Source organism: Pectobacterium artocarpous (assembly GCF_046159765.1).
Classification (GTDB): domain Bacteria; phylum Pseudomonadota; class Gammaproteobacteria; order Enterobacterales; family Enterobacteriaceae; genus Pectobacterium.
This window is the reverse complement of the sequence record NZ_JBJXVK010000014.1, coordinates 36,129-58,979: the sequence shown is the minus strand read 5'-3', so window position 1 is coordinate 58,979 and position 22,851 is coordinate 36,129. Positions and strand designations below refer to the sequence as shown.

Sequence of the window (22,851 nt, the reverse complement as noted above, 5' to 3'; positions counted from 1 at the left end):
ATACGATTATGCAACTGTCTTCTATACAACCGTTTTCTGCTCAGGATGTCGCCACCATGCAAAATATACTGGAAAAATTATACCGCTCGGACAACATCAGCCGTCAGGAAAGTCAGGCGCTGTTTGGTGCCATTATCCGTGGCGAGCTGGAAGCCAGCCAGTTGGCTGCTGCGCTGATTAGCATGAAAGTGCGCGGCGAGCACCCCGATGAGATTGCCGGTGCCGCCACGGCATTGCTGGCCGATGCGCAGCCATTCCCCCGTCCTGACTATTTATTTGCCGATATTGTCGGCACAGGCGGTGATGGCACGAACAGCATCAACATTTCGACTGCCAGTGCTTTCGTCGCTGCCAGTTGCGGCCTGAAAATCGCCAAGCACGGCAACCGCAGCGTATCCAGCCGCTCCGGTTCCTCCGATTTGCTCTCTGCCTTCGGTATTAAGTTGGATATGAGCGCGCAAGATTCACGTCAGGCTCTGGACGATCTGGGCGTGTGCTTCCTGTTTGCTCCGCAATACCATCTGGGGTTTCGCCATGCTATGCCGGTGCGCCAGCAGCTCAAAACCCGCACGGTTTTCAACGTGCTGGGGCCGCTAGTTAACCCTGCTCGCCCGCCACTGGCGCTGATTGGTGTGTACAGCCCTGAATTGGTTCGCCCTATTGCCGAAACGCTGAAAGTGCTGGGCTACCAGCGTGCCGCCGTCGTACACGGCGGTGGGATGGATGAAGTTGCGATTCATGCGCCGACACACGTTGCCGAATTACACAATGGCAAGATCGAAACTTACGAACTGACGCACCGCGATTTCGGTCTTGATGCGTACCCACTGTCCGCATTACAAGGCGGTACACCAGAAGAAAACCGTGACATTCTCGCGTCACTGCTACAAGGTAAAGGTGAACACGCGCACGCCGCGGCGGTTGCCGCCAATGTTGCGCTGCTCCTGAGATTGTTCGGACAGGAAGATCTGCGCCAGAATGCGCAACAGGCACTTGAAGTCATTCATAGCGGACAAGCTTATCAGCGCGTTATCGCCCTGTCCGCCAGAGGATAATGGAACCATGCAGGAAACCGTATTACATAAAATTGTGCGTGATAAGGCGCTCTGGGTTGCGGAACGAGAGAAAGCACAGCCGCTGACCTCTTTTCAGCATGAGATCGTTCCCAGCCAGCGTGATTTTTATCAGGCGCTGAAACAAAATAAGCCCGCTTTTATTCTGGAATGCAAAAAGGCTTCACCTTCGAAGGGATTGATTCGCGATGATTTCGACCCGGTAGCGATTGCCCAGATCTATAAAGATTATGCGTCTGCCATTTCTGTTTTGACTGACGAGAAATATTTCCAGGGCGATTTTGCCTTTCTGCCGCAGGTCAGCGTGGCGGTCCACCAGCCAGTGTTGTGCAAAGACTTTATTATTTCGCCTTACCAGATCTATCTGGCTCGCTACTATCAGGCCGATGCGATTCTGCTGATGCTGTCTGTACTGGACGATGAGCAATACCAACAACTGGCAGACGTGGCGCACAGCCTGAAACTCGGGGTGCTGACGGAAGTCAGCAATGAAGAAGAGCTACAGCGAGCCATTCAGCTTGAAGCGCGCGTCGTCGGGATTAACAACCGCGACCTGCGCGATCTCTCCATTGACCTCAACCGCACCCGGACGCTCGCCCCGCGCCTGCCCGCTGGCGTAACCGTGATCAGTGAGTCGGGCATCAATCACCATGCGCAGATTCGTGAACTCAGCGCTTTTGCTCAGGGGTTCCTGATCGGCAGTTCACTGATGTCCGAGCCGGATCTGAACGGCGCGGTACGCCGCGTTATTTTGGGTGAGAACAAAGTCTGCGGCCTGACCCGCGCTGCAGATGCACAGACAGCCTATCAGGCCGGCGCGCTCTACGGCGGATTAATCTTCGTCGCCAGTTCCCCTCGCTACATTGATGCCAAACAAGCCACTGACGTGATGACCGGTGCTCCACTTCGCTATGTCGGCGTTTTCCGCAATGCGCCCGTCGAACACATCGTTGCTATCACGACGCAGTTAGGGTTAGCGGCCGTTCAACTGCATGGCGATGAAGACCAACAGACGATCAATCAGCTACGTCAGCAATTACCTGCGGCTTGCCAGATCTGGAAAGCGCTGAGCATCGCGGATGCAATGCCTACGCGCGATCTCGTCCATGTCGATCGTTACGTGTTCGACAACGGTCAGGGCGGCAGCGGGAAAACCTTCAACTGGTCACTGCTGGCGAATCAGTCATTGGATAACGTGCTGTTGGCTGGCGGCCTGAATAGCGATAACTGCGCGCTGGCGGCACAACAAGGTTGCGCCGGACTGGATTTCAATTCCGGCGTAGAAAGCGAACCGGGAAAAAAAGACTCACATAAAATTGCTGCGGTTTTTGCGACCTTGCGTCAACCGCAACACTAAAACAGACGGGAAAATTATGACATTACTCAACCCTTACTTCGGTGAATTCGGCGGACAGTTTGTTCCGCAGATCCTCATCCCAGCGTTACGCCAGTTAGAAGAGGCTTTCGTCAGCGCACAAAAAGATCCTGATTTTCAGGCCGCGTTTATCGATCTGCTGAAAAACTACGCAGGTCGCCCGACCGCATTAACTCTGTGTCAAAACCTGACTGCGGGGACGAAAACCAGACTGTACCTGAAACGTGAAGACCTGCTGCACGGCGGCGCGCACAAAACCAATCAGGTACTCGGACAGGCGCTGCTGGCTAAGCGTATGGGCAAAAGCGAAATCATCGCTGAAACCGGTGCAGGTCAACACGGCGTCGCGACCGCGCTGGCTTGCGCGCTACTCGGCCTGAAATGTCGCGTTTATATGGGCGCGAAAGACGTTGAGCGCCAGTCGCCGAACGTCTTCCGTATGCGTCTGATGGGTGCAGAAGTCATTCCGGTTCACAGCGGCTCCTCCACGTTGAAAGATGCCTGTAACGAAGCGCTGCGCGACTGGTCTGGCAGCTATGAAACCGCACATTATCTGCTGGGAACGGCGGCTGGCCCCCACCCTTACCCGACGATTGTGCGCGAGTTTCAACGCATGATTGGCGAAGAGACGAAAGCGCAGATTCTGGAAAAAGAAGGCCGCTTGCCGGATGCAGTATTGGCCTGTGTCGGCGGCGGTTCTAATGCGATTGGCATGTTCGCTGATTTCATCGACGATACCAACGTGCGTCTGATCGGCATTGAGCCTGGCGGTTTGGGTATTGAATCCGGGCAGCACGGCGCGCCGCTAAAACACGGTCGTCTCGGCATCTATTTCGGTATGAAGTCCCCGATGATGCAAACGTCCGACGGACAAATCGAAGAGTCTTATTCGATTTCCGCCGGGCTGGATTTCCCGTCAGTAGGTCCGCAGCACGCCTATCTGAACAGCATTGGACGCGCTGACTATGTCTCGATTACCGATGACGAAGCGCTGGATGCCTTCAAAACGCTCTGTCGCAGTGAAGGGATTATCCCCGCGTTGGAATCCTCCCACGCGTTGGCTCACGCATTGAAGATGATTAAAGCGGAACCGGAGAAAGAACAACTGCTGGTGGTCAACCTATCAGGCCGTGGTGATAAAGACATCTTTACCGTGCACGATATTTTGAAAGATCGGGGAGAAATGTAATGGAGCGCTATCAGCAGCTGTTTAATCGCCTCTCAGAGAAAAAAGAAGGCGCATTCGTTCCTTTTGTGACGCTGGGCGATCCGTCTCCCGAACAATCCCTGAAAATTATCGACACGCTGATTACCGCCGGTGCCAATGCGCTGGAACTGGGCATTCCCTTCTCTGACCCGCTGGCGGATGGTCCAACCATTCAGGATGCCAACCTGCGCGCCTTTGCCGCAGGCGTCACGCCGGGCCAGTGCTTCGACATGCTGGCGACCATTCGTCAGAAATACCCAGCAATCCCGATTGGCCTGCTGATGTATGCCAATCTGGTCTTCAGCAACGGTGTTGATGAATTCTATCAGCGCTGCGCGCAGGTTGGCGTTGACTCGGTATTAGTGGCGGATGTTCCGGTGGAGGAGTCGGCCCCGTTCCGTACGGCGGCGCTACGGCACGGCATTGCCCCGATTTTTATCTGTCCGCCTAATGCTGACGATGATTTACTGCGCGAGATCGCCTCCTATGGCCGTGGCTATACGTATTTAGTGTCACGTGCAGGCGTAACCGGAACAGAAAAACGCGCACAATTGCCGCTGAATCATTTGGTAGCCAAACTGAACGAGTATCATGCCGCCCCTCCGCTGCAAGGATTTGGCATTTCCGATCCTGCTCAAGTGCGGGAAACGCTAGCATCAGGTGCAGCGGGTGCCATTTCCGGTTCGGCAATCGTGAGGATTATCGAAAAAAATCTGAACCAGCCCGATGATGCCATGCTGTCAGAGTTACACACCTTTGTGAGTGAAATGAAAGCTGCTACGCGTTCATAATACTTTTCAGGCGCGCGATTGATGCTTAACGCAATGACTATCGCGCGCACAATAATGTCTCAAATCATGTCTTATTTAATCAAGGCTAACCCTCTTTAATTATTATTTAATGTCTAATCAATTACAATTGTAAATAATCCCTTCAAGATAAAAATTTACTTAATTTCTTATTAGATAAATATTCTACTGATCGTTATTTTTTTAAACCACATAAATCCGCCCAATAAAACATGAATAAAACCACATAAATAAGATTATTGGAAACTTTTCCTTTTTAACGATCTTGTTCACATTACCGTGAGAGATAACAAATAAAATAAAACCGCTGAACGAAAGTGGCAGCGCGTTTTTAAAAAAATTCTCTTTTGGCTTGGGATAATAAATAAAATGAAAGTAAAAATATTGACGATGGTGGTAACTTCCTTAATCAGCTTAAGCTCCATGGCTGTTACGATTGACTATCGCCATGAAATGAAAGACACGGCAAAGAACGATCATAAAGACCGCCTGCTGATGTCCCACCGTTTTGACAACGGCTTTGGTCTGTCTATGGAAGCCAAATGGGGGCAATCCAAAAACGATACAACCCCAAATAAACCGTATAACGAAACCGTCAGCAACGGTACTGAAATGACCGCCAGCTACCTGTACAAATTCGCTAAAACCTTTGGACTGGAAGGTGGTTTGAACATGGTTTCCACTTCAGACGACAACAACTACCGTCCTTACATCAAAGGCACCGCCAACATTACCGATTCGCTGTATTATGCCCTACGCTACCGCGCATCGTACCTGCGTAAAAGTAATAACATCGGTAACTCCAACACCTCTGCGAACCCTACAGATATTAAAGGTTACACCATTACCAGTACGTTGGGTTATAAATTGCCTGCAAACCTTGTGGTTGAATACGAATTTGAATTCAATAAAAATACCCAATCGGGTCCTGTTGGATATTTAGCTGATAGCGATAACCATGAGCTGAGCCACGATGTTAAATTAGCGTATAAATTTGACAAGAACTGGACACCTTATGTGCAGCTCGGAAACGTAAAAGGCAGCACAACAACTGACGAACGCCAAATTCGCTACCGCGTTGGTGTACAGTACAATTTCTAATGGCTAATACCCTATAGATAATTGCCGTAATAAAATAAAAATCGCACTCTCTTTATTGGGTAGTTATTTTGTGTCTGTAAAAACGACGACGTTATTCACGTCGTCGTTTTGTTATGGCGTGCCATCCCTGACCGCCACCCTTACGGGCCGTTTCTGCCGCAACGTTAAAAATTTCTCGCGGAAATTTTTTTATCACATCAAATTAACAATCAGAAGCGATAACCTACGCCAAACATAAAGGCCCACGGATCAAGTTTAGTATGGATACTTTGCTGATCGTTACCGGCTTTAAATTTCACATCAGTATCAATATCCATCCACCATACGGACATGTTGACTAACCAATTCTTATCCAGGTTGTAATCCAACCCAGCCTGTGCAGCCACACCCCAGGAATTTTTCAGGCTCAGATCGCTCAGTCCTGCGGCCTTCCCTGTATCATTAAATTTCTCATCGAAGAACATCGTGTAGTTCAGGCCAACGCCCAAGTAGGGACGTAATTTATCTTGAGCGTCACCAAAATAGTATTGTGCTACCAGTGAAGGCGGCAGGTGTTTCACTTCTGCGATAGTGCCCGTGCCAGGCGTGCCGACTTTGTGTTTGAAGGGGGTGGCCGCGAGCAATTCAACGCCAATATTGTCCGTCACCATGTAGCTAAAAGTCAGACCCAACTGCGTATTGTTGTTTACCTGAAACTCCCCCAAACCCAGCACATTGTCCGAACTTTCACGTGGATGCACAGTTGCGGTACCCGCACGGACAATAAAATCACCCGCTTGATGAGCCTGTGCCAATGTAGGCATAAGCGCCGCTGCCAATAATAAGAAAGATGCCTTTTTCATTACCCACTCCATTTATAGGGTTTAAATTTCGAGCGAAATATAACCCTAAGTAGGTATTCTTGTTTTAAGCCAGATCACATCTTTTAAAGATTTTACACACAAATTGAACCAAATCATTTATCGCTAACTGATTAAAAATCAATAGAATTGATTCAAATCAATAAATGGCAAAGAATACATAACGTGCGCTGCCCGCAAATTGCATTACCGCGCGGACGCATTCAACGGTAGATTTTTATTTTCATTAACGTGATTCACGCTGGCTGGGGGCAGTTAGTCATCCAATGAGCGATAATACCTGTATGCACTGCGGCGCGTGCTGCGCTTATTTCAGAGTGTCTTTCTATTGGGGTGAAGCCGATGACGGCAGCGGCGTTGTGCCTTCTCAATTCACCGAACCTGTTTCCCCTTTTTTACGCTGTATGGCGGGTACGAACAGCAAGACGCCTCGCTGCCAGGCATTGGAAGGCACCATCGGGGATACCGTCAGTTGTTCTATTTATGTTAATCGCCCTTCACCGTGCCGTGAATTTATGCAATCAGGCGAAAATGGGCAGATCAACGATGCCTGCAACCGGGCACGGGAAGAATATGGTCTGCCACCTTTGGTAACATTTTCATCACCATCTTTCCTTACTGAAGGCAAAAGCAGCATTGCATCGTTGACGGGGTGCCACAGCATGGATTAACAGGTTACAATCATGAGTTAAGTTCTATCCGTTGATTTATCTTTTTCAAGGAGCCTGCATGCCTATCACGGCTAACACGTTGTACCGTGACACAATGAATTTTACCCGCAACCAGTTCATCAGCATTTTAATGATGTCACTGTTGACGGCATTCATTACTGTCATACTGAATCATGCGCTATCGCCTTCTGTAGACGAGTTACGGATTCTGAGCACCTCCGGCAGCGATCTGTCATCTTCTGTCGAATCCGGCTTGATGGACTTCATTCAGCAGATGACGCCGGAACAACAAACCGTGTTGCTAAAAATGTCGGCGGCGGGCACCTTTGCTGCGTTAGTAGGCAACGTACTGCTGACGGGCGGAATTCTGATGCTCATCCAACTGGTGTCTGACGGACATCGCACCAGTGCCCTACGCGCGATCAGCGCCTCCACACCTTTTTTACTGCGCCTGCTGTTCCTGATCCTGCTATGCACACTACTCATCCAGCTTGGCATGATGTTGCTGATCATTCCTGGCGTGCTGCTCGCCATCGCACTGAGTTTGTCGCCCGTGATAGTCGTCACTGAAAAAAGCGGGATTGTCAGCGCGATTAAAGCAAGTACCAAGCTGGCCTATGGCAATTTACGTGCAACCGCGCCTGCCATCGTGATGTGGTTGTTGGCTAAAATTGCTATTTTGCTGGTCGTGTCGAAGTTACCCATTTCCTCACCTACGGTGCTCGGCGTGGTTTTGAACGGGTTAAGCAACCTGATCTCCGCTATCTTGCTGATTTATCTGTTCCGCCTTTATATGCTGCTGCGCGCTTAATTAGCGCTCTTCGCCTATGCCGCAACGCTAGCGGCATAGGCTTCGCCCGTTCCCTCGTTCACTTGCCCAATCGTAATTTTCTGCAAATTATTACAATATCTCGGGAATGGTGTTCCACAATGAAGGATAATGGCGTGAGCTATCGGATAACTCTTGTGGGTTATGATTACGACACTGTTGAGTGATGGATTGAATAATGAAGCAACTTATTGATTTTATACCGTTGATTGTGTTTTTTGCGGCCTATAAACTCTATGACATCTACATCGCGTCGGGCGCATTAATTGCGGCAACGGCGCTGTCACTCGCGGTCACCTGGGTGATGTACCGTAAAATAGAGAAAATGACGCTGGTCACCTTTGCGATGGTCGTCGTTTTCGGTTCGCTAACATTGGTGTTCCATAATGATCTGTTTATCAAATGGAAAGTCACCATCATCTATGCGCTGTTCGCCGCAGCTCTGTTGATTAGCCAGTTTGTCATGAAGCAGACGCTGATTCAGAAAATGCTGGGTAAAGAGCTAACCTTGCCGCAGCCCGTCTGGGGAAAATTGAATTTGGCCTGGTCGATGTTCTTTCTGGTGTGCGGGCTAGTTAACATCTATATTGCTTTCTGGTTACCGCAAAGCGTGTGGGTCAATTTTAAAGTCTTTGGTCTGACAGGTGTGACGCTGCTGTTTACGCTGATTTGTGGCGTCTATATTTACCGTCACTTACCTAGTGACCAGGAAAAATCAGAAGAAGAAAAAAGCGAGCAACCATAATCGCTAAAGCAGCACACATTGTTTGATAAAGACACAATCCTCGTCAGCAAAAGCGCGTTGACTGATGGGGATACTCAACTTAACCAACTTGACTGATTGCACAATGAGCACACAAAACGTGTTACCACAGGGCGAACTGGTTCTTCGCACGCTGGCAATGCCAGCCGATACCAATGCAAACGGAGATATTTTTGGCGGCTGGCTAATGTCGCAAATGGACATCGGCGGCGCAATTTTGGCGAAAGAGATTGCCGAAGGGCGCGTCGTTACCGTACGGGTTGATGGGATGTCATTTTTAAAACCTGTCGCCGTCGGCGATGTGGTTTGCTGCTATGCACGTTGTTTGCGCACTGGCCGTAGTTCTATCAACGTCAACGTTGAAGTTTGGGTAAAGAAAGTCTCGTCTGAACCCATTGGTCAGCGCTATCGAGCGACCGAAGCGTTATTTACCTACGTCGCGGTAGATGAAGAAGGTCATCCACGTGAACTTCCTACCGGAAAAAGTCACTTCACACCAAGTGAATAACGTTTAGCGTTTAGCGTTCATCGGCATGAGCACAACGTCATCTGCCTTGAATAGCGATCGATACGAAAACGGGGCGTCATCTGCCAAATGATGACGCCCCGTTTCTTTTTCATACTGGCGTGAATTATTCGACTGCCGCTCCGCCGTCAATTTTAAAGACGATGGTCACAACCAGATTTTTGCCGGGCTTACCAGCTTCATAGCGCCACTTACGCATCGCCTGTTTAATATCGCGTTCGAACATATTACGTGGTTCGGCAGAAAGCACTCGAACGTTGTCAACACGCCCAGATTCGTCCACATCAAACTGCATTTTTACCCGGCCTTCAACGCGCAGGGAAAACGCGCGAGCAGGGTACTGAGGCTGCGCGCGGCTCAACGGACGTGGCCCACTTGACTGCGTGCTTGCTGCGGGCGCAGGTGCCTGCTTCACTGGCGCATTATTCACATTGCGCGTTGGCTCTTCGCTGGTAAACGGCGAAGGCGGCTGTTTTTCAACGGTTGGTTCGCGTTTAACCGGCTTCGGCTGCTCAACCTTTTTCACGGGTTTGGGTTTGGGTTTGGGTTCCGGCTTAGGTTTCGGCTTGGGCTCAGGCAATGGCATAGGAACCGGCTGCGGCAATGGCTCCGGCTCTGGAATCGGTTCCGGCACCGGTTCTGGCTGTTTCACTGGCTCTGGTTCTGGGGAAGATTTGGCAGCAGGCGCCGCTTCATAGGCCGCAGGGTTCACCATCACAACGCTGATAGGCTTGGATTCCTGCGGTAATTCGATTGAATTATTAAACGATGCGTACAGTAAACCTGCAATCAGTGAACCGTGAAAACCAACTGAAAGTAAGAATGGCCATGAGTAACGGCGGGTCAAAAAAAAATTTTTTTGCGGCATAGTCTGTCTTTATCCTCTTATGCCGCCCAAGTTTAAATGCAAATAGCAATCATATTCAATAACAACCCGTGGAATTGTCAAAAAAACAGAAATCTTAGGGGGATTACTCTGGCAAATCAACCTATTGTCCTCGAACAACATCACGTATGATGGCAAAACACGCGTCTCTTACCCGATAGCGTTTGGTCACTGGGCGCTAACCCGGCATACTAAGCGAAAAAGGGTACCTTCCTACCTGTGAGGTCACTATGCTCTATGTCATTTATGCTGAAGATAATGTTGATTCGTTGGCAAAACGCCTGTCGGTAAGACCCGATCATCTTGCCCGTTTACAGGCATTGCGCGATCAGGGACGACTGATTACCGCAGGCCCTTTACCGGTGATCGACAGCGAAGATCCCGGTCAGGCTGGCTTTAGCGGCTCCGTCATTATCGCCGAGTTCGCGTCACTGGATGAAGCAACGGCATGGGCTGACGCCGATCCCTATATCGCGGCAGGTGTCTATAAACACGTCAGCGTGAAGCCATTCAAGAAAGTGTTTTAAGGTTCTATTGATTCAGGTCATGATTGTACTAAAAAATCATGGCCTCTCACTCTCCGCTAAAAGCTGAAATATTTTAGTCATTTAACAGTGATAGTTTGACCGCTATTCATATAATGAGGGTCAACAATCATGTTAATGCCAGCGATTTTGCGAAACAGAATTGCTACCATCCGCCACCGTTATCGCCTCAGTATTCTCTCCGGATTGTTATTGATCATTGGGTTATTTTCTTTACTGCAATTGGTTTCCGTCGGCGTCATTTCTCAAACGATGACGCAGGTACGGCAGGATATTTCTGCTAACGAAAACCTTCGCCAGCAACAAGTCTTAATGGATAAAGCCCGGATGGAAGTGATGAACGCCAGCGATAAACTCAATCGCGCGGGCATCTATCTGTTGGTAGATAAAGAAACGGGCTCTGAAGGCAGTTGGCACAGCCTGATGGATGAGGCAGAAGTGTCACTCAAACAGGCGCAGGAGTATTTCCAACAACTGGGGACGATCACCACGGTGGAAGCGGACACAGCGGCTTTCACCGATTTGAAGAAGAGCTACAGCCAGCTCTATTCCGGGCTCATTGAACTCGCTCAGGGAATAAAAACCACCAACCAGATCGACATTTTTTTTGCCGTTCCCGTTCAGGCCTTTCAAAGCGATTTTACCCAGAAATATTCACACTATCTGCAAGACACCGATGCACTGCAAAAGCAGCACGGGCAACAGTTTTTATCCTCTCTCGATCGCGCTAAAACAATTTTTATCACGGTCCTGGGGCTCTTACTAGCGATCGCCATCGTAGTTTGGATCGGCGTGAATCGGGTCATTATTCGCCCTCTGACGCACATCATTGCCCATTTAAAACTGATCGCCGCAGGCGATCTTTCTCATTCGGTAAACGCAGAGATACGTGGGACGCGTGAAATTGAGCAACTGAATACCAGCGTCATTCAAATGCAGGAGGGTTTAGTGACGTTAGTCAATCAGGTTCGCCAAGGCGTTGACCACATGGTGACGCAGGTTGATCGGGTTACTGCGGATAACCATCGGCTTTCCGAACAGGCTAACCGCCAATCCTATGAACTCAAAGCTACCACGGAGCACATCATTCAGCTTAGCCAGCATCTCAAGCAAAATGCTCGGCATACTCAACAGGCCAACCTGCACGCGGAAGACACCAGCAAGATCGCCGCACAAGGCGAGACCATGATGAATGACGTCCAAGCGGCGATGTCAGACATTGCTGGCAGGACGCGCGAAATGACCGAAGCCATTGGGATGATTGAAAACGTGGCGTTCCAGACACATATTTTGTCTTTGAACGCGGCTATAGAGGCTGCACGTGCCGGGACGATGGGACGAGGCTTTGCCGTTGTCGCCCGGGAAGTCGGTACGCTGGCATCACAAAGCAGCCATTCTGCACAAAATATTAATGTGCTGATTCGTGATTCAGACAACAGTGTAAGTGCAGGAACGCGGTTGGTGAACAAACTGAATGATAGCCTACAGAACATTATTCAAACGGCTAAAGGCACCGGCACGTTTCTAAGCGAGATCTCGGCAATATCACATCAGCAGAACGAAAGTATTCATGAAGTGACCACCCGACTTAGTACGCTAAATGACTCTGTCAGAGAAAATGCGGGACAGGTTGAAGCCTCTGCGCGCACCTTTTCCTCGCTGCTGGAGCAAACGGAACGCTTAAATACCTCAGTGTCGCTGTTTATCCTGCCCTCGACGGAGGATGGCGGTAACCCGATGATCGATCAGAGAGAAATAACGCATCGCATTCCGGCTATGGGATAAAAAAAAAGCGACCATACCTCGGGTCGCTATTTTCCTCACTGGCTTACCAGTCGTAGGTTACCGCATAAAGCAATGCCCGCCGTTTGTGCTTTTGCTGCAAATAACGGGCAGAGCGAATATGGCGATACGTGCGTGATTGCGCCTCTAACCAGCGACTTCTTCGACGCTGGACCTGACGCAACATCCGCCAGCGACCCACTTCATTCCGACTACGTTTCATGATGCGGCTCTTATTAATACACTCGCGCTGGGCATTATATACCCCTGATGCGTGACGACAATCAGTGAATCCCCCTCCCCGCCATTCTCTTCTTATTCGATTGCACTATTTTATTCAGAGGAAAGGCGTTTCCCCTTTTATAGATCTATGCGTACACTTTGCTAATTCTTTGCAGAAGGGAACTATGCTGCCTTTATGTCGACATTTTATACCGTAATAAGTTGGTTGCTGGTTTTTAGCTACTGGTTGCTGATTGCAGGTGTGACCTTACGTATTCTGATGAAGCGCCGGGCAGTGCCTTCAGCGATGGCCTGGCTACTGGTGATTTATATTCTGCCACTTGTCGGTATTGTCGCTTATCTTTCATTTGGCGAACTCCACCTCGGCAAACGCCGAGCTGAACGCGCCAGTAAAATGTGGCCATCAACGGCAAAATGGCTGCGCGAATTAAAAGAGTATCGCCGTATTTTCGCAACGGAAAACAGCGAGGTCGCCAGCGCACTATTTCAGCTTTGTGAACGTCGACAGGGCGTTGGCGGCGTCAAAGGTAATCAGTTACAACTGATGACCACGTTTGATGACACGATTAAATCACTATTACGTGATATCGAGCTTGCGCGCAGCAACATCGAGATAGTGTTCTATATCTGGCAACCAGGTGGTCTGGTCGAGCAAGTTACCTCTTCCCTTATCGCGGCGGCGCGGCGCGGGGTGTACTGTCGCATTATGCTAGACTCTGCTGGCAGCGTACAATTTTTCCGTCAGCATCACCCCGAGCTGATGCGCACCGCTGGCATTGAGGTAGTTGAAGCCCTGAAAGTGAATCTGTTCCGTGCCTTCCTGCGCCGGATGGACTTACGGCAGCACCGTAAAATTATCCTGATTGATAACCGTGTTGCCTATACCGGCAGCATGAATATGGTCGATCCCCGCCTTTTCAAACAAGATGCTGGTGTCGGGCAATGGATTGACCTGATGGCGCGTATTGAAGGTCCGGTAGCGACCACGCTGGGGATTATTTACTGCTGCGACTGGGAAATGGAGACGGGCAAACGCCTGCTTCCGCCTCCGCCGGATGTTAACATCATGCCGTTCGAACAAGAGCGCGGTCATACCATTCAGGTTATTGCTTCCGGCCCCGGTTACCCGGAAGAAATGATTCATCAGGCACTGCTGACGTCCGTCTATTCAGCACGTAAACAACTGATCATGACAACGCCCTACTTCGTGCCCAGCGACGACCTGCTGCACGCCATTTGCACCGCCGCTCAACGCGGAGTCGATGTCAGCATTATTGTGCCGCACAAGAATGACTCTGTACTGGTCGGCTGGGCCAGTCGTGCCTTCTTCACGGAGTTGCTGGCCGCAGGCGTAAAAATTTATCAATTCAAAGACGGTCTGCTGCACACTAAAAGCGTCCTGGTCGACGGGCAGCTTAGTCTGGTCGGCACGGTAAATCTGGATATGCGCAGCTTGTGGTTGAATTTTGAAATCACACTGGTGATTGACGATGCCGATTTCGGCAACGATTTAGCCTGCGTGCAGGAAGACTATATCGCCCGCTCACGCTTGTTAAACGCGACACAGTGGCAAAACCGCCCTTACTGGCAACGCATCGTCGAGCGGCTGTTCTACTTTTTCAGTCCCCTGTTATAGCTTCCCACCTATCACTTAAATTATTTAGGGCATACGCGTTTTCCCGTGTTCTAATAGGGTAATTGGGAATTAACAGGAATGACGTTATGGATTTGAATAATCGCCTGACCGAAGATGAAGCATTAGAACAGGCTTACGACATCTTTCTTGAGCTTGCGGCTGATAACCTCGATCCCGCAGATATTTTGCTGTTCAACCTGCAATTCGAAGAGCGTGGTGGTGCAGAATTATTCGACCCTGCGGAAGACTGGGCCGAGCATGTTGATTTCGATCTGAACCCTGACTTCTTTGCTGAAGTCGTTATTGGGTTGGCCGAAAAGGAAGGTGAAGAAATCACAGATATTTTTGCCCGCGTGCTGATTTGCCGGGAAAAAGATCACAAGCTTTGCCACATCCTGTGGAAAGAATAATTCGTTTCGCCTCAATGCAAAGCGTCTGAAAACACGGGTAATTCTATTTACGAAACGAAAACGGTGATAATAGAAGAGTAAAGCGTCCGCGGCAGAAATGTCGCGGTTCGAGCGTACAAGGATGTATTCACAGCGTCTTTACAATCTATCCATTATCAACGCGCTACGTACATTGTCAGCAATGCAAGGCGTCCCCCTCAGGAGACGCCTTTTTTACATCTGTTGTTGCCTATAAACGCGGATTACTGTGGCTCGGCCTCTTCCAGCGGTAACAGCGCCTGAGGATCGACTTTCAGGCACGAAACCGCGTGCGTAAAGCTGCCTTCCAACAATGGGCGGGTCTTCGAGCACTCAGGGCCGACAACCGGACAGCGGGTGCAGAACACGCAGCCCGATGGCGGATTGATCGGGGAAGGCAAATCCCCTTCCAGCAGTTGGATCCTCTTGTTTCGTTCCTGATCGGGATCGGGAATCGGCACCGCTGACATCAGCGCGCGGGTGTAGGGATGCTGCGGGTTTTGATAGACCTGATCGTACGTTCCCAGTTCTACCGCATGACCCAGATACATCACCAATACACGATCGGAAATGTGCTTCACTACCGATAAATCATGCGCGATAAAAATCAGCGACAGGCGCATTTCACGCTGTAGCTGGCGCAGCAGGTTAACCACCTGTGCCTGAATTGACACGTCCAGTGCGGAAACCGGTTCGTCACAGATAATCAGTTTCGGTTCCAGAATCAGCGCGCGCGCGATCCCGATACGCTGACACTGGCCACCGGAGAATTCATGCGGGTAACGGTTGATCAGGTTCGGTAGCAGACCAACCTTTATCATCATCGCTTTCACGCGATCTTTTACCGTCTGCCGATCCAGTTCGGGATGATAAACCTTTAACGGCTCGGCAATGATTTCACCGATGGTCATGCGCGGATTCAGCGACGCCAACGGATCCTGAAATATCATCTGAATATCGCTACGCGCTGCCCGCCATTGATCGTCACTCATGCCCAGCAGGTCTTTCCCCAGCCAGGTGACACGTCCGTCGGTCGCTTTTACCAGTCCGATAATGGCACGCGCCAGCGTGGACTTGCCGCAGCCGGATTCCCCCACCACGCCCAGCGTTTCACCTTCATATAAACGTAGCGTCACGCCATCGACCGCTTTCAGCTTTTTCGGCGGCTGCCAGAACCACTGCTTATCATCTCTGACATCAAAGTGGACTTTCAGATCGTCCACTTCTAACAACACCTTTTTCTCGTCCGCGTTGTTCATACCACCTCCTCAATCGCTCTAAAGCAGGCGCGCAAGCGGCCATCACCAAAAGATTCCAGCGCAGGTGCGCTATGGCAGACATCCATGGAATACGGGCAGCGTGGTTGGAACGGACACCCTTTCGGCAGACGTAATAAGTTAGGCGGATTACCCGGAATGGTCGCCAGCACTTCATCTTCCGCATCTAGACGCGGCACGGCATTGAGCAGGCCGACAGAATACGGATGGCTCGGATGATAAAAGACATCGCGTGCCGCGCCGTATTCCATGGTGCGTCCGGCGTACATCACCAGCACTTTGTCACAAATACCGGCAACGACGCCCAGGTCATGGGTGATCATGATGATGGCGGTATTAAACTCGCGCTTCAGCTCGTTCAGCAGCGTCATAATCTGTGCCTGAACCGTTACATCCAATGCCGTGGTTGGTTCATCGGCAATCAGCAGTTTTGGACGACACAGTAACGCCATCGCGATCATCACGCGCTGACGCATCCCACCCGAAAATTCATGCGGATACATCTTCATGCGCTTACGCGCTTCCGGCATCTTAACCGCATCCAGCATTTTGACCGACTCTTCAAACGCCTGACTTTTGCTCATGCCCTTGTGCAGCATCAGCACTTCCATCAGTTGTTCACCGACGCGCATGTAAGGGTTCAGCGAGGTCATCGGGTCCTGAAAGATCATACTGATTTCTTCAGCACGCAGCTTATTCAGTTGGCTTTCAGGCAGGTTGAGAATTTCTTTGCCACGAAAACGTGCCGAGCCACCAATACGTCCATTGCGGGCCAGTAGTCCCATTAGCGCAAACGCCGTTTGTGATTTACCGGAGCCCGATTCACCGACAATTCCCAGCGTTTCACCCGCGTTAAGCGTGAAATTCAGATCGTTAACCGCCGTCACGTCGCCGTCCTGCGTCTTGAACGTTACCCGGAGATCCTGAACATGTAGCAGCGCGTCGTGCGCGTCCGTTAACTCAATCTTGCTCATGTTGATGCTCCTCAGCGATCTTTCGGGTCGAGGGCATCACGCAGGCCATCGCCGATAAAGTTAAAACAAAACAGCGTGACAACCAGAAACGCCGCCGGATAGAACAGTAGCCACGGCGATACTTCCATTGAGTTCGCACCATCATTCAGCAAGGCGCCCCAACTGCTTAATGGCTCCTGCGTTCCCAGCCCCAGAAAACTCAGGAAAGATTCGAACAGAATCATGCTTGGCACCAGCAGAGAGGCATATACCACCACCACCCCCAGCACGTTCGGCACTACGTGACGTAACACGATACCGCGCGTGGAAACACCGGACACCATTGCCGCTTCAATGAATTCTTTACGTTTCAGGCTCAGCGTCTGGCCGCGCACGATACGCGCCATATCGAGCCAGGACACCATACCGATGGCCACGAAGATCAACAGCATGTTCTGCCCGAAGAACGTTACCAGCAGGATCACGAAGAACATGAACGGGAATGAGTTGAGGATCTCCAGCAGACGCATCATCACCGAATCCACTTTGCCGCCCAGATAACCGGACATCGTGCCATACAGCGTCCCGACGATCACGGCAACCAGCGCCGCCGCTACGCCGACCATCAGCGACACGCGACCGCCGATAGCGACACGAACCAGCAGGTCGCGGCCGGAGGAGTCCGTACCAAAATAATGTCCTGACGTCATATCCGGCGCGGCTGACATCATTCCCCAGTCCGTATCCGCGTAATCAAATGCGGATAGCATCGGAGCAAAAATGACAAATACGCTAATCACAGCCAGCACAAACAGACTGGCCAGCGCCGCACGGTTATGGATAAAGCGCAGGCGCGCATCCTGCCACAGGCTGCGTCCTTCAATTTCTGTCTGCTCGGTGAAGTTCTCTAACGCTTCAACGTTTTTCCGATTCCAAAACATAGCGCCTCCAATTAATAGCGAATTTTCGGATCGATAACAGCGTAGAGCACGTCAATGATCGCATTAAAGAGAATGGTTAAGCCGCCGACCAGAATCGTCAGGCTCAGTACCAGTGAATAGTCGCGGTTCAGTGCGCCGTTTACAAACAACTGCCCAATACCGGGTAAGCCAAAAATGGTTTCAATGACCATTGAACCGGTAATAATCCCCACGAACGCTGGCCCCATATAGGAAAGCACGGGCAGCAGAGCAGGCTTTAACGCGTGGCGCAGAACGATGCGACGCATCGGCAGCCCTTTGGCACGCGCGGTGCGAATGAAGTTAGAATGCAAAACTTCGATCATCGATCCTCGGGTGATACGCGCGATGCTGGCGATATAGGACAAAGACAGCGCCACCATCGGTAAAATCATATATTGGGGTGCCCCACCATTCCAGCCACCGCCGGGTAACCAACGCAGCGTAATAGCGAAAATCAGCACCAATAACGGCGCGACGACAAAGCTGGGAATCACCACCCCCGTCATGGCAAAGCCCATCACGGTATAGTCCCATTTCGTATTCTGATTCAGCGCAGCGATTACGCCTGCACTCACACCAAAAACAATCGCCAGAATAAATGCCGCAGCTCCGAGCTTTGCAGACACGGGGAAAGACGTCGCAACCAAATCGTTCACGGAATAGTCTTTGTATTTAAAAGAAGGCCCGAAATCACCCTGCACCAATTGCAGTAAATAATTACCGTACTGCGTCATGATGGGGTCGTTCAGATGATATTTGGCCTCGATATTCGCCATCACTTCCGGCGGCAAATTACGCTCACCGGTAAAAGGGCTGCCGGGTGCCAATCGCATCATAAAAAACGAAATGGTGATCAGGATAAATAGTGTCGGAATCGCCTCTAAGCAGCGGCGAAAAATAAATTTTAACATTGCTCGTACCTATAAAAGGCTGGCAGCACAGCAGCGTGCGCCAGCCATTATTATTAGTGCTTGATGATATAAAGATCTTTCACGTAAACATAATCCTGGGGATCTTTGCCGGTTAATCCACCCACATAAGGTTTCACTAACCGGGTATTCGCATAGTAATAAACAGGGGCGATTACCGCGTCTTTATTCAGTAATGCTTCGGCCTGCTGATACACGTCTGCACGTTCTTCATCGGTTTTCACCTGTAAAGACTTCGCCACCAGCGCATCAAATTCTTTGCTCTTATAGTGTGCCGTGTTACTGCTACTGTCTGACAACATGCTGTTCAGGAACGTTGACGGTTCATTATAGTCCGCACACCATCCGCCACGCGCGATGTCATAACTGCCCTGATGACGGGAACTAAGGAAGGTTTTCCACTCCTGATTTTCCAGTTTCACCTCTACGCCAATATTCTGTTTCCAGATTGAGGCAGCGGCGATAGCCATTTTTTTATGGAGATCGGAGGTGTTGTACAGCAGGTTTAGCGTCAGCGGTTTGTTAGCCGTGTAACCGGCTTCCGCCAGCAGTTTCTTCGCTTCTTCATTACGCTTCGCCTGAGGCCAGGTGAACCACTCTGGTGTCTGTGCCTTGAAGCCATCAATATAGGGCGGTACAAAACCATAGGCTGGAATATCGCCCTGATTTTTCACTTTATTAGTCAGAATATCCTGATTCAGCCCAAGACGCAGCGCATCACGCACTCGGACATCGTTAAACGGCGGCTTCTGATTATTGATTTCGTAATAGTAGGTGCACAGGTACGGGTAGACTTTGACTTCGTCAGGAATTTCTTTCTTCAGCTTTTGGAACAATTCAATCGGTAGGTAGTTATAGGTCATATCAATTTCACCGCTGCGATAGCGGTTGACGTCCGTCACTTCCGACGAAATCGGCAGATATGTCACTTTATTGATGACGGTATGGGCGTTATCCCAGTATTGCGGATTGCGCTCCAGTACAAGTTTTTCATTCACCACCCACTCTTTCAGCTTATAAGCGCCATTACCGACCCAGTTTTGCGGCTGCGTCCATTTATCACCAAATTTCTCGATCGCGGCTTTATTAACGGGAGACATGGCTGCATAAACAGGCAGTTTATAGAAGTAAGGTACTGCTTCAGACAGCGTTACCTCAAACGTATGATCGTCGATCGCTTTAACGCCCAGCATATCGGGAGACTTTTTACCCGCGATGATGTCATCGATATTCAGCAGATGACCATATTGCAGATAGCTGGCGTAAGGCGATGCCGTTTTCGGATCGGCCAGACGCTGCCAGCTATAGACGAAATCTTGTGCGGTAACCGGCGTGCCGTCTGACCATTTGGCATCTTTACGCAGGTGGAATGTCCACACTTTAAAGTCTTTATTATCCCAGCGTTCTGCTACGCCAGGAACAGTTTTACCGTTCACGTCGGAAATAACCAGGCCTTCCAGCAGATCGCGCGACACGTTGGATTCTGGTACGCCTTCAATTTTATGCGGATCGAGGGAGGAAACTTCAGCGCCGTTGTTACGAACCAATTCCTGTTTTTCTGCTAACTGAACGCCAGCGGGAACGGTCGCGGCAAAGGCAGAAACAGCCATTGTGCTACTCAATGCCGCGATAATAGCGGCCGCTACTCTTTTTTTAGTTGTGATGTGTGTCATTATTTTCTCCTGTAATGTTGTCGTGTTAGTTATCCCAGCACGATTCCTGAGTTAGCACCCTGTGAGAAACGATTAATGGTTCCAGTCATGCCCTATTCCCACATGATGGGAATAGGCAGCCTGAGATTAAACACCAAATTAATTGCTACTCGCTCATTTCATTTGCATCAAACCGTAAATAACATCACGACGGATTAATGCTTAATGATGTAGAGATCCTTCACCCGCAGATTATCCAACGGATCTTTGCCGGTAATGCCGCCGACATAGGGTTTTACCAGTCGGATATTCGCGTAGTAATAGACCGGAACGATAGCCGCATCTTTATCCAACTGAGATTCCGCCTGCTGATAAATCTGTGCGCGCTCATCGTCCGTTTTCGCCTGAACAGCCTGCTGCATCAGCTTGTCAAACGCCGCACTCTTATAATGCGTCGTATTATTGCTGCTGTCTGACAGCATACTATTCAGGAACGATGTCGGTTCATTATAGTCCGCACACCATCCGGCACGCGCAATGTCATAATTGCCCTGATGACGTGTGCTGAGATACGTTTTCCATTCCTGATTTTCCAATTTCGCATCGACGCCCAGATTCTGTTTCCAGACTGAGGCCGCCGCAATTGCCAGCTTTTTATGTAGATCTGACGAGTTATAGAGCAAATTAAACGTCAGCGGTTTCTCAGCGGTATACCCCGCTTCCGCCAGCAGTTTTTTCGCTTCTTCGTTACGTTTCGCCTGTGGCCAGGTAAACCACTCTGGCGTATGCGCTTTCAGGCCGTCCGTAAAAGGAGGAATATAGCCATAGGCAGGAATATCACCCTGATTTTTCACTTTATTGGTCAATATGTCTTGATCAAGCCCCATACGCAGCGCTGTACGCACCCGTACATCGTTAAATGGCGGTTTCTGATTATTGATTTCGTAATAATACGTGCAGAGGTAGGGATTGATATTAACTTCTTGTGGGATTTCTTTTTTCAGCTTCTGAAATAGCTCAATGGGTAATTTATTATTGGTGACATCAATTTCACCCGCACGATAACGGTTAACGTCGGTCACTTCAGAAGCAATCGGCAGATAGGTGACTTGATTAATCACGGTCTTGGCGTTATCCCAATACTGGGTATTACGTTCCAGCACAAGCCGCTCATTCACGACCCAGGATTTAAGACGGTAGGCGCCATTCCCCACCCAGTTTTCCGGCTGAGTCCATTTATCACCAAATTTCTCCACCACCGTTTTATTTACCGGGGACATGGATGAGTGATTCAGTAATTTATAAAAGTATGGGATCGGTTCGCTTAATGTAACTTCCAGCGTATGGTCGTCGAGCGCTTTTACACCCAGCGTATCGGGAGATTTTTTACTGGCGATAATGTCATCGATATTCAGCAGATGGCCATATTGCAGATAGCTGGCGTAAGGAGAAACGGTTTTCGGGTCGGCGAGACGCTGCCAGCTATAAACGAAATCTTGCGCGGTAACCGGTTCGCCATTTGACCATTTGGCGTCTTTACGTAAATGGAATGTCCAGACTTTAAAATCACTGCTTTCCCACCGCTCCGCCACGCCGGGAATGGGGTGTCCGTCAGGATCGGAAATCACCAGCCCTTCATATAAGTCGCGCGCAACGTTGGATTCCGGCACTCCTTCTATTTTATGAGGATCCAGTGATGACACCTCAGCGCCATTGTTTCTCACCAGAACCTGCTCTTTCGCCAGATCAACACCGGCAGGCACATTAGCCGCTTGAGCATTCACGCATGACGCCATCACTGCCGCGGTAATCATACGGGTAACAAAGCATCGTTTGGTGTTGCGAATTTTCATTTTATAAACGCCCTTGTCTTGATACAACGCCATACCGGACTCTATGCATAAAGATTGCCATCACATAGAGCAGAAAAGATCGCCCATTATCCAAATAAATCATAAAATTAATTTATGGGTGAATAACGAATAATAGGTCGAAACTCGAAGCTATCAAAAGCGGACACATTCGTCAATATTTTTACATTGATGTTGCTTAATTTTCTTTACGACAGCCCGGTAAGCGTTTTATCCCAACAATTTGATTCCATCATTAACCATTTGAAAAAAATGATTTTTATTTTAAACTTAAACTATTTTTTAAATATTAAACAATTTATAGATTTTGATCAAAAAAACATCGTAGTGGATTTCATCATTTTCACAGCACAAAAATGATGATGTGAGCTTACCTGTCCGCCTCATTATCTGACCGAAATGTTATTATTTTAACAATTTATTTACTCGCTTTGCACAATAAGCTCGTGAAACGTCCCTGCGCGTAGAAGACG

Annotated in this window: 22 protein-coding genes; 13 read left to right on the top strand and 9 right to left on the bottom strand. The window is 49.6% G+C overall.

Going from position 1 to position 22,851, the window contains the following annotated elements; all coding sequences use genetic code 11:
- Nucleotides 1-56: 56 nt before the first annotated feature.
- The 5 genes from trpD to ACKQAD_RS10790 all read left to right on the top strand — a co-directional run bounded on the left by trpD (nt 57) and on the right by ACKQAD_RS10790 (nt 5,565).
- Nucleotides 57-1,055 (top strand): anthranilate phosphoribosyltransferase, encoded by a 999-nt coding sequence (trpD, locus tag ACKQAD_RS10810; protein WP_409160212.1) that lies wholly within the window; start codon nt 57-59, stop codon nt 1,053-1,055.
- 7 nt (nt 1,056-1,062) lie between these two features.
- Nucleotides 1,063-2,430 carry a bifunctional indole-3-glycerol-phosphate synthase TrpC/phosphoribosylanthranilate isomerase TrpF gene (trpCF, locus tag ACKQAD_RS10805; protein WP_409160160.1) on the top strand — a complete coding sequence of 456 codons (1,368 nt, stop codon included), beginning with the start codon at nt 1,063-1,065 and terminating at the stop codon, nt 2,428-2,430.
- A gap of 13 nt (nt 2,431-2,443) precedes the next feature.
- Nucleotides 2,444-3,637: a tryptophan synthase subunit beta gene (gene trpB / locus ACKQAD_RS10800; protein WP_409160211.1), complete on the top strand. Its 1,194-nt coding sequence runs from the start codon at nt 2,444-2,446 to the stop codon at nt 3,635-3,637.
- Nucleotides 3,637-4,446: a tryptophan synthase subunit alpha gene (trpA, locus tag ACKQAD_RS10795; RefSeq protein ID WP_409160159.1), complete on the top strand. Its 810-nt coding sequence runs from the start codon at nt 3,637-3,639 to the stop codon at nt 4,444-4,446. Before trpB ends, trpA begins: the two co-directional genes overlap by 1 nt.
- Before the next feature lie 387 nt (nt 4,447-4,833).
- Nucleotides 4,834-5,565: an oligogalacturonate-specific porin KdgM family protein gene (locus ACKQAD_RS10790; RefSeq protein WP_409160158.1), complete on the top strand. Its 732-nt coding sequence runs from the start codon at nt 4,834-4,836 to the stop codon at nt 5,563-5,565.
- A gap of 209 nt (nt 5,566-5,774) precedes the next feature.
- Here ACKQAD_RS10790 and ompW read toward each other — a convergent pair whose 3' ends face one another.
- Nucleotides 5,775-6,407: an outer membrane protein OmpW gene (ompW, locus tag ACKQAD_RS10785; protein ID WP_409160157.1), complete on the bottom strand. Its 633-nt coding sequence runs from the start codon at nt 6,405-6,407 to the stop codon at nt 5,775-5,777.
- 284 nt (nt 6,408-6,691) lie between these two features.
- Here ompW and ACKQAD_RS10780 point away from each other — a divergent pair, with 284 nt between their 5' ends.
- The 4 genes from ACKQAD_RS10780 to yciA all read left to right on the top strand — a co-directional run bounded on the left by ACKQAD_RS10780 (nt 6,692) and on the right by yciA (nt 9,196).
- Entirely contained in the window at nt 6,692-7,096 is a 405-nt protein-coding gene (locus ACKQAD_RS10780; protein ID WP_409160156.1) for a YkgJ family cysteine cluster protein, read from the top strand.
- Between the two features lie 58 nt (nt 7,097-7,154).
- Nucleotides 7,155-7,907 (top strand): YciC family protein, encoded by a 753-nt coding sequence (locus tag ACKQAD_RS10775; protein WP_409160155.1) that lies wholly within the window; start codon nt 7,155-7,157, stop codon nt 7,905-7,907.
- Between the two features lie 196 nt (nt 7,908-8,103).
- Nucleotides 8,104-8,670, top strand: coding sequence for a septation protein A (locus ACKQAD_RS10770; protein WP_409160154.1), 567 nt, complete (start codon nt 8,104-8,106; stop codon nt 8,668-8,670).
- A 103-nt stretch (nt 8,671-8,773) separates the two neighbouring features.
- A complete protein-coding gene (gene yciA, locus ACKQAD_RS10765) occupies nt 8,774-9,196 on the top strand; it encodes an acyl-CoA thioester hydrolase YciA (protein WP_271878610.1) in 423 nt (140 codons plus the stop codon).
- A 124-nt stretch (nt 9,197-9,320) separates the two neighbouring features.
- On the opposite strand, the gene tonB is transcribed toward yciA, so the two are convergent.
- Nucleotides 9,321-10,082 (bottom strand): TonB system transport protein TonB, encoded by a 762-nt coding sequence (gene tonB, locus ACKQAD_RS10760; protein WP_409160153.1) that lies wholly within the window; start codon nt 10,080-10,082, stop codon nt 9,321-9,323.
- Between the two features lie 248 nt (nt 10,083-10,330).
- On the opposite strand from tonB, the gene ACKQAD_RS10755 reads away from it, so the two are divergent.
- Together ACKQAD_RS10755 and ACKQAD_RS10750 are read left to right on the top strand one after the other, a co-directional pair.
- Nucleotides 10,331-10,627: a YciI family protein gene (locus ACKQAD_RS10755; protein ID WP_409160152.1), complete on the top strand. Its 297-nt coding sequence runs from the start codon at nt 10,331-10,333 to the stop codon at nt 10,625-10,627.
- A gap of 129 nt (nt 10,628-10,756) precedes the next feature.
- Nucleotides 10,757-12,430 (top strand): Tar ligand binding domain-containing protein, encoded by a 1,674-nt coding sequence (locus tag ACKQAD_RS10750; protein WP_409160151.1) that lies wholly within the window; start codon nt 10,757-10,759, stop codon nt 12,428-12,430.
- Between the two features lie 43 nt (nt 12,431-12,473).
- Here ACKQAD_RS10750 and ACKQAD_RS10745 read toward each other — a convergent pair whose 3' ends face one another.
- A complete protein-coding gene (locus tag ACKQAD_RS10745; protein WP_015840226.1) occupies nt 12,474-12,650 on the bottom strand; it encodes a YciY family protein in 177 nt (58 codons plus the stop codon).
- Between the two features lie 195 nt (nt 12,651-12,845).
- On the opposite strand from ACKQAD_RS10745, the gene cls reads away from it, so the two are divergent.
- Together cls and ACKQAD_RS10735 are read left to right on the top strand one after the other, a co-directional pair.
- Entirely contained in the window at nt 12,846-14,306 is a 1,461-nt protein-coding gene (cls, locus tag ACKQAD_RS10740) for a cardiolipin synthase (RefSeq protein WP_409160150.1), read from the top strand.
- Between the two features lie 86 nt (nt 14,307-14,392).
- On the top strand, nt 14,393-14,716 hold the full coding sequence (locus ACKQAD_RS10735) for an HI1450 family dsDNA-mimic protein (RefSeq protein ID WP_409160149.1): 324 nt from the start codon (nt 14,393-14,395) through the stop codon (nt 14,714-14,716).
- Between the two features lie 242 nt (nt 14,717-14,958).
- On the opposite strand, the gene oppF is transcribed toward ACKQAD_RS10735, so the two are convergent.
- The 6 genes from oppF to oppA (ACKQAD_RS10705) form a co-directional block, all read right to left on the bottom strand.
- Complete coding sequence (oppF, locus tag ACKQAD_RS10730; protein WP_409160148.1) at nt 14,959-15,993, bottom strand: murein tripeptide/oligopeptide ABC transporter ATP binding protein OppF; 1,035 nt, start codon at nt 15,991-15,993, stop codon at nt 14,959-14,961.
- The gene (locus tag ACKQAD_RS10725) at nt 15,990-16,985 is read right to left on the bottom strand and encodes an ABC transporter ATP-binding protein (protein WP_409160147.1); all 996 of its coding nucleotides are present in this window, start codon (nt 16,983-16,985) and stop codon (nt 15,990-15,992) included. Before ACKQAD_RS10725 ends, oppF begins: the two co-directional genes overlap by 4 nt.
- An 11-nt stretch (nt 16,986-16,996) precedes the next feature.
- Complete coding sequence (gene oppC / locus ACKQAD_RS10720) at nt 16,997-17,905, bottom strand: oligopeptide ABC transporter permease OppC (RefSeq protein ID WP_409160146.1); 909 nt, start codon at nt 17,903-17,905, stop codon at nt 16,997-16,999.
- An 11-nt stretch (nt 17,906-17,916) separates the two neighbouring features.
- Entirely contained in the window at nt 17,917-18,837 is a 921-nt protein-coding gene (gene oppB / locus ACKQAD_RS10715) for an oligopeptide ABC transporter permease OppB (RefSeq protein ID WP_151242221.1), read from the bottom strand.
- 53 nt (nt 18,838-18,890) lie between these two features.
- Nucleotides 18,891-20,528: an oligopeptide ABC transporter substrate-binding protein OppA gene (gene oppA / locus ACKQAD_RS10710; protein WP_409160145.1), complete on the bottom strand. Its 1,638-nt coding sequence runs from the start codon at nt 20,526-20,528 to the stop codon at nt 18,891-18,893.
- Nucleotides 20,529-20,722: 194 nt separating this feature from the next.
- The gene (gene oppA, locus ACKQAD_RS10705) at nt 20,723-22,393 is read right to left on the bottom strand and encodes an oligopeptide ABC transporter substrate-binding protein OppA (protein WP_409160144.1); all 1,671 of its coding nucleotides are present in this window, start codon (nt 22,391-22,393) and stop codon (nt 20,723-20,725) included.
- Nucleotides 22,394-22,851 lie beyond the last annotated feature (458 nt).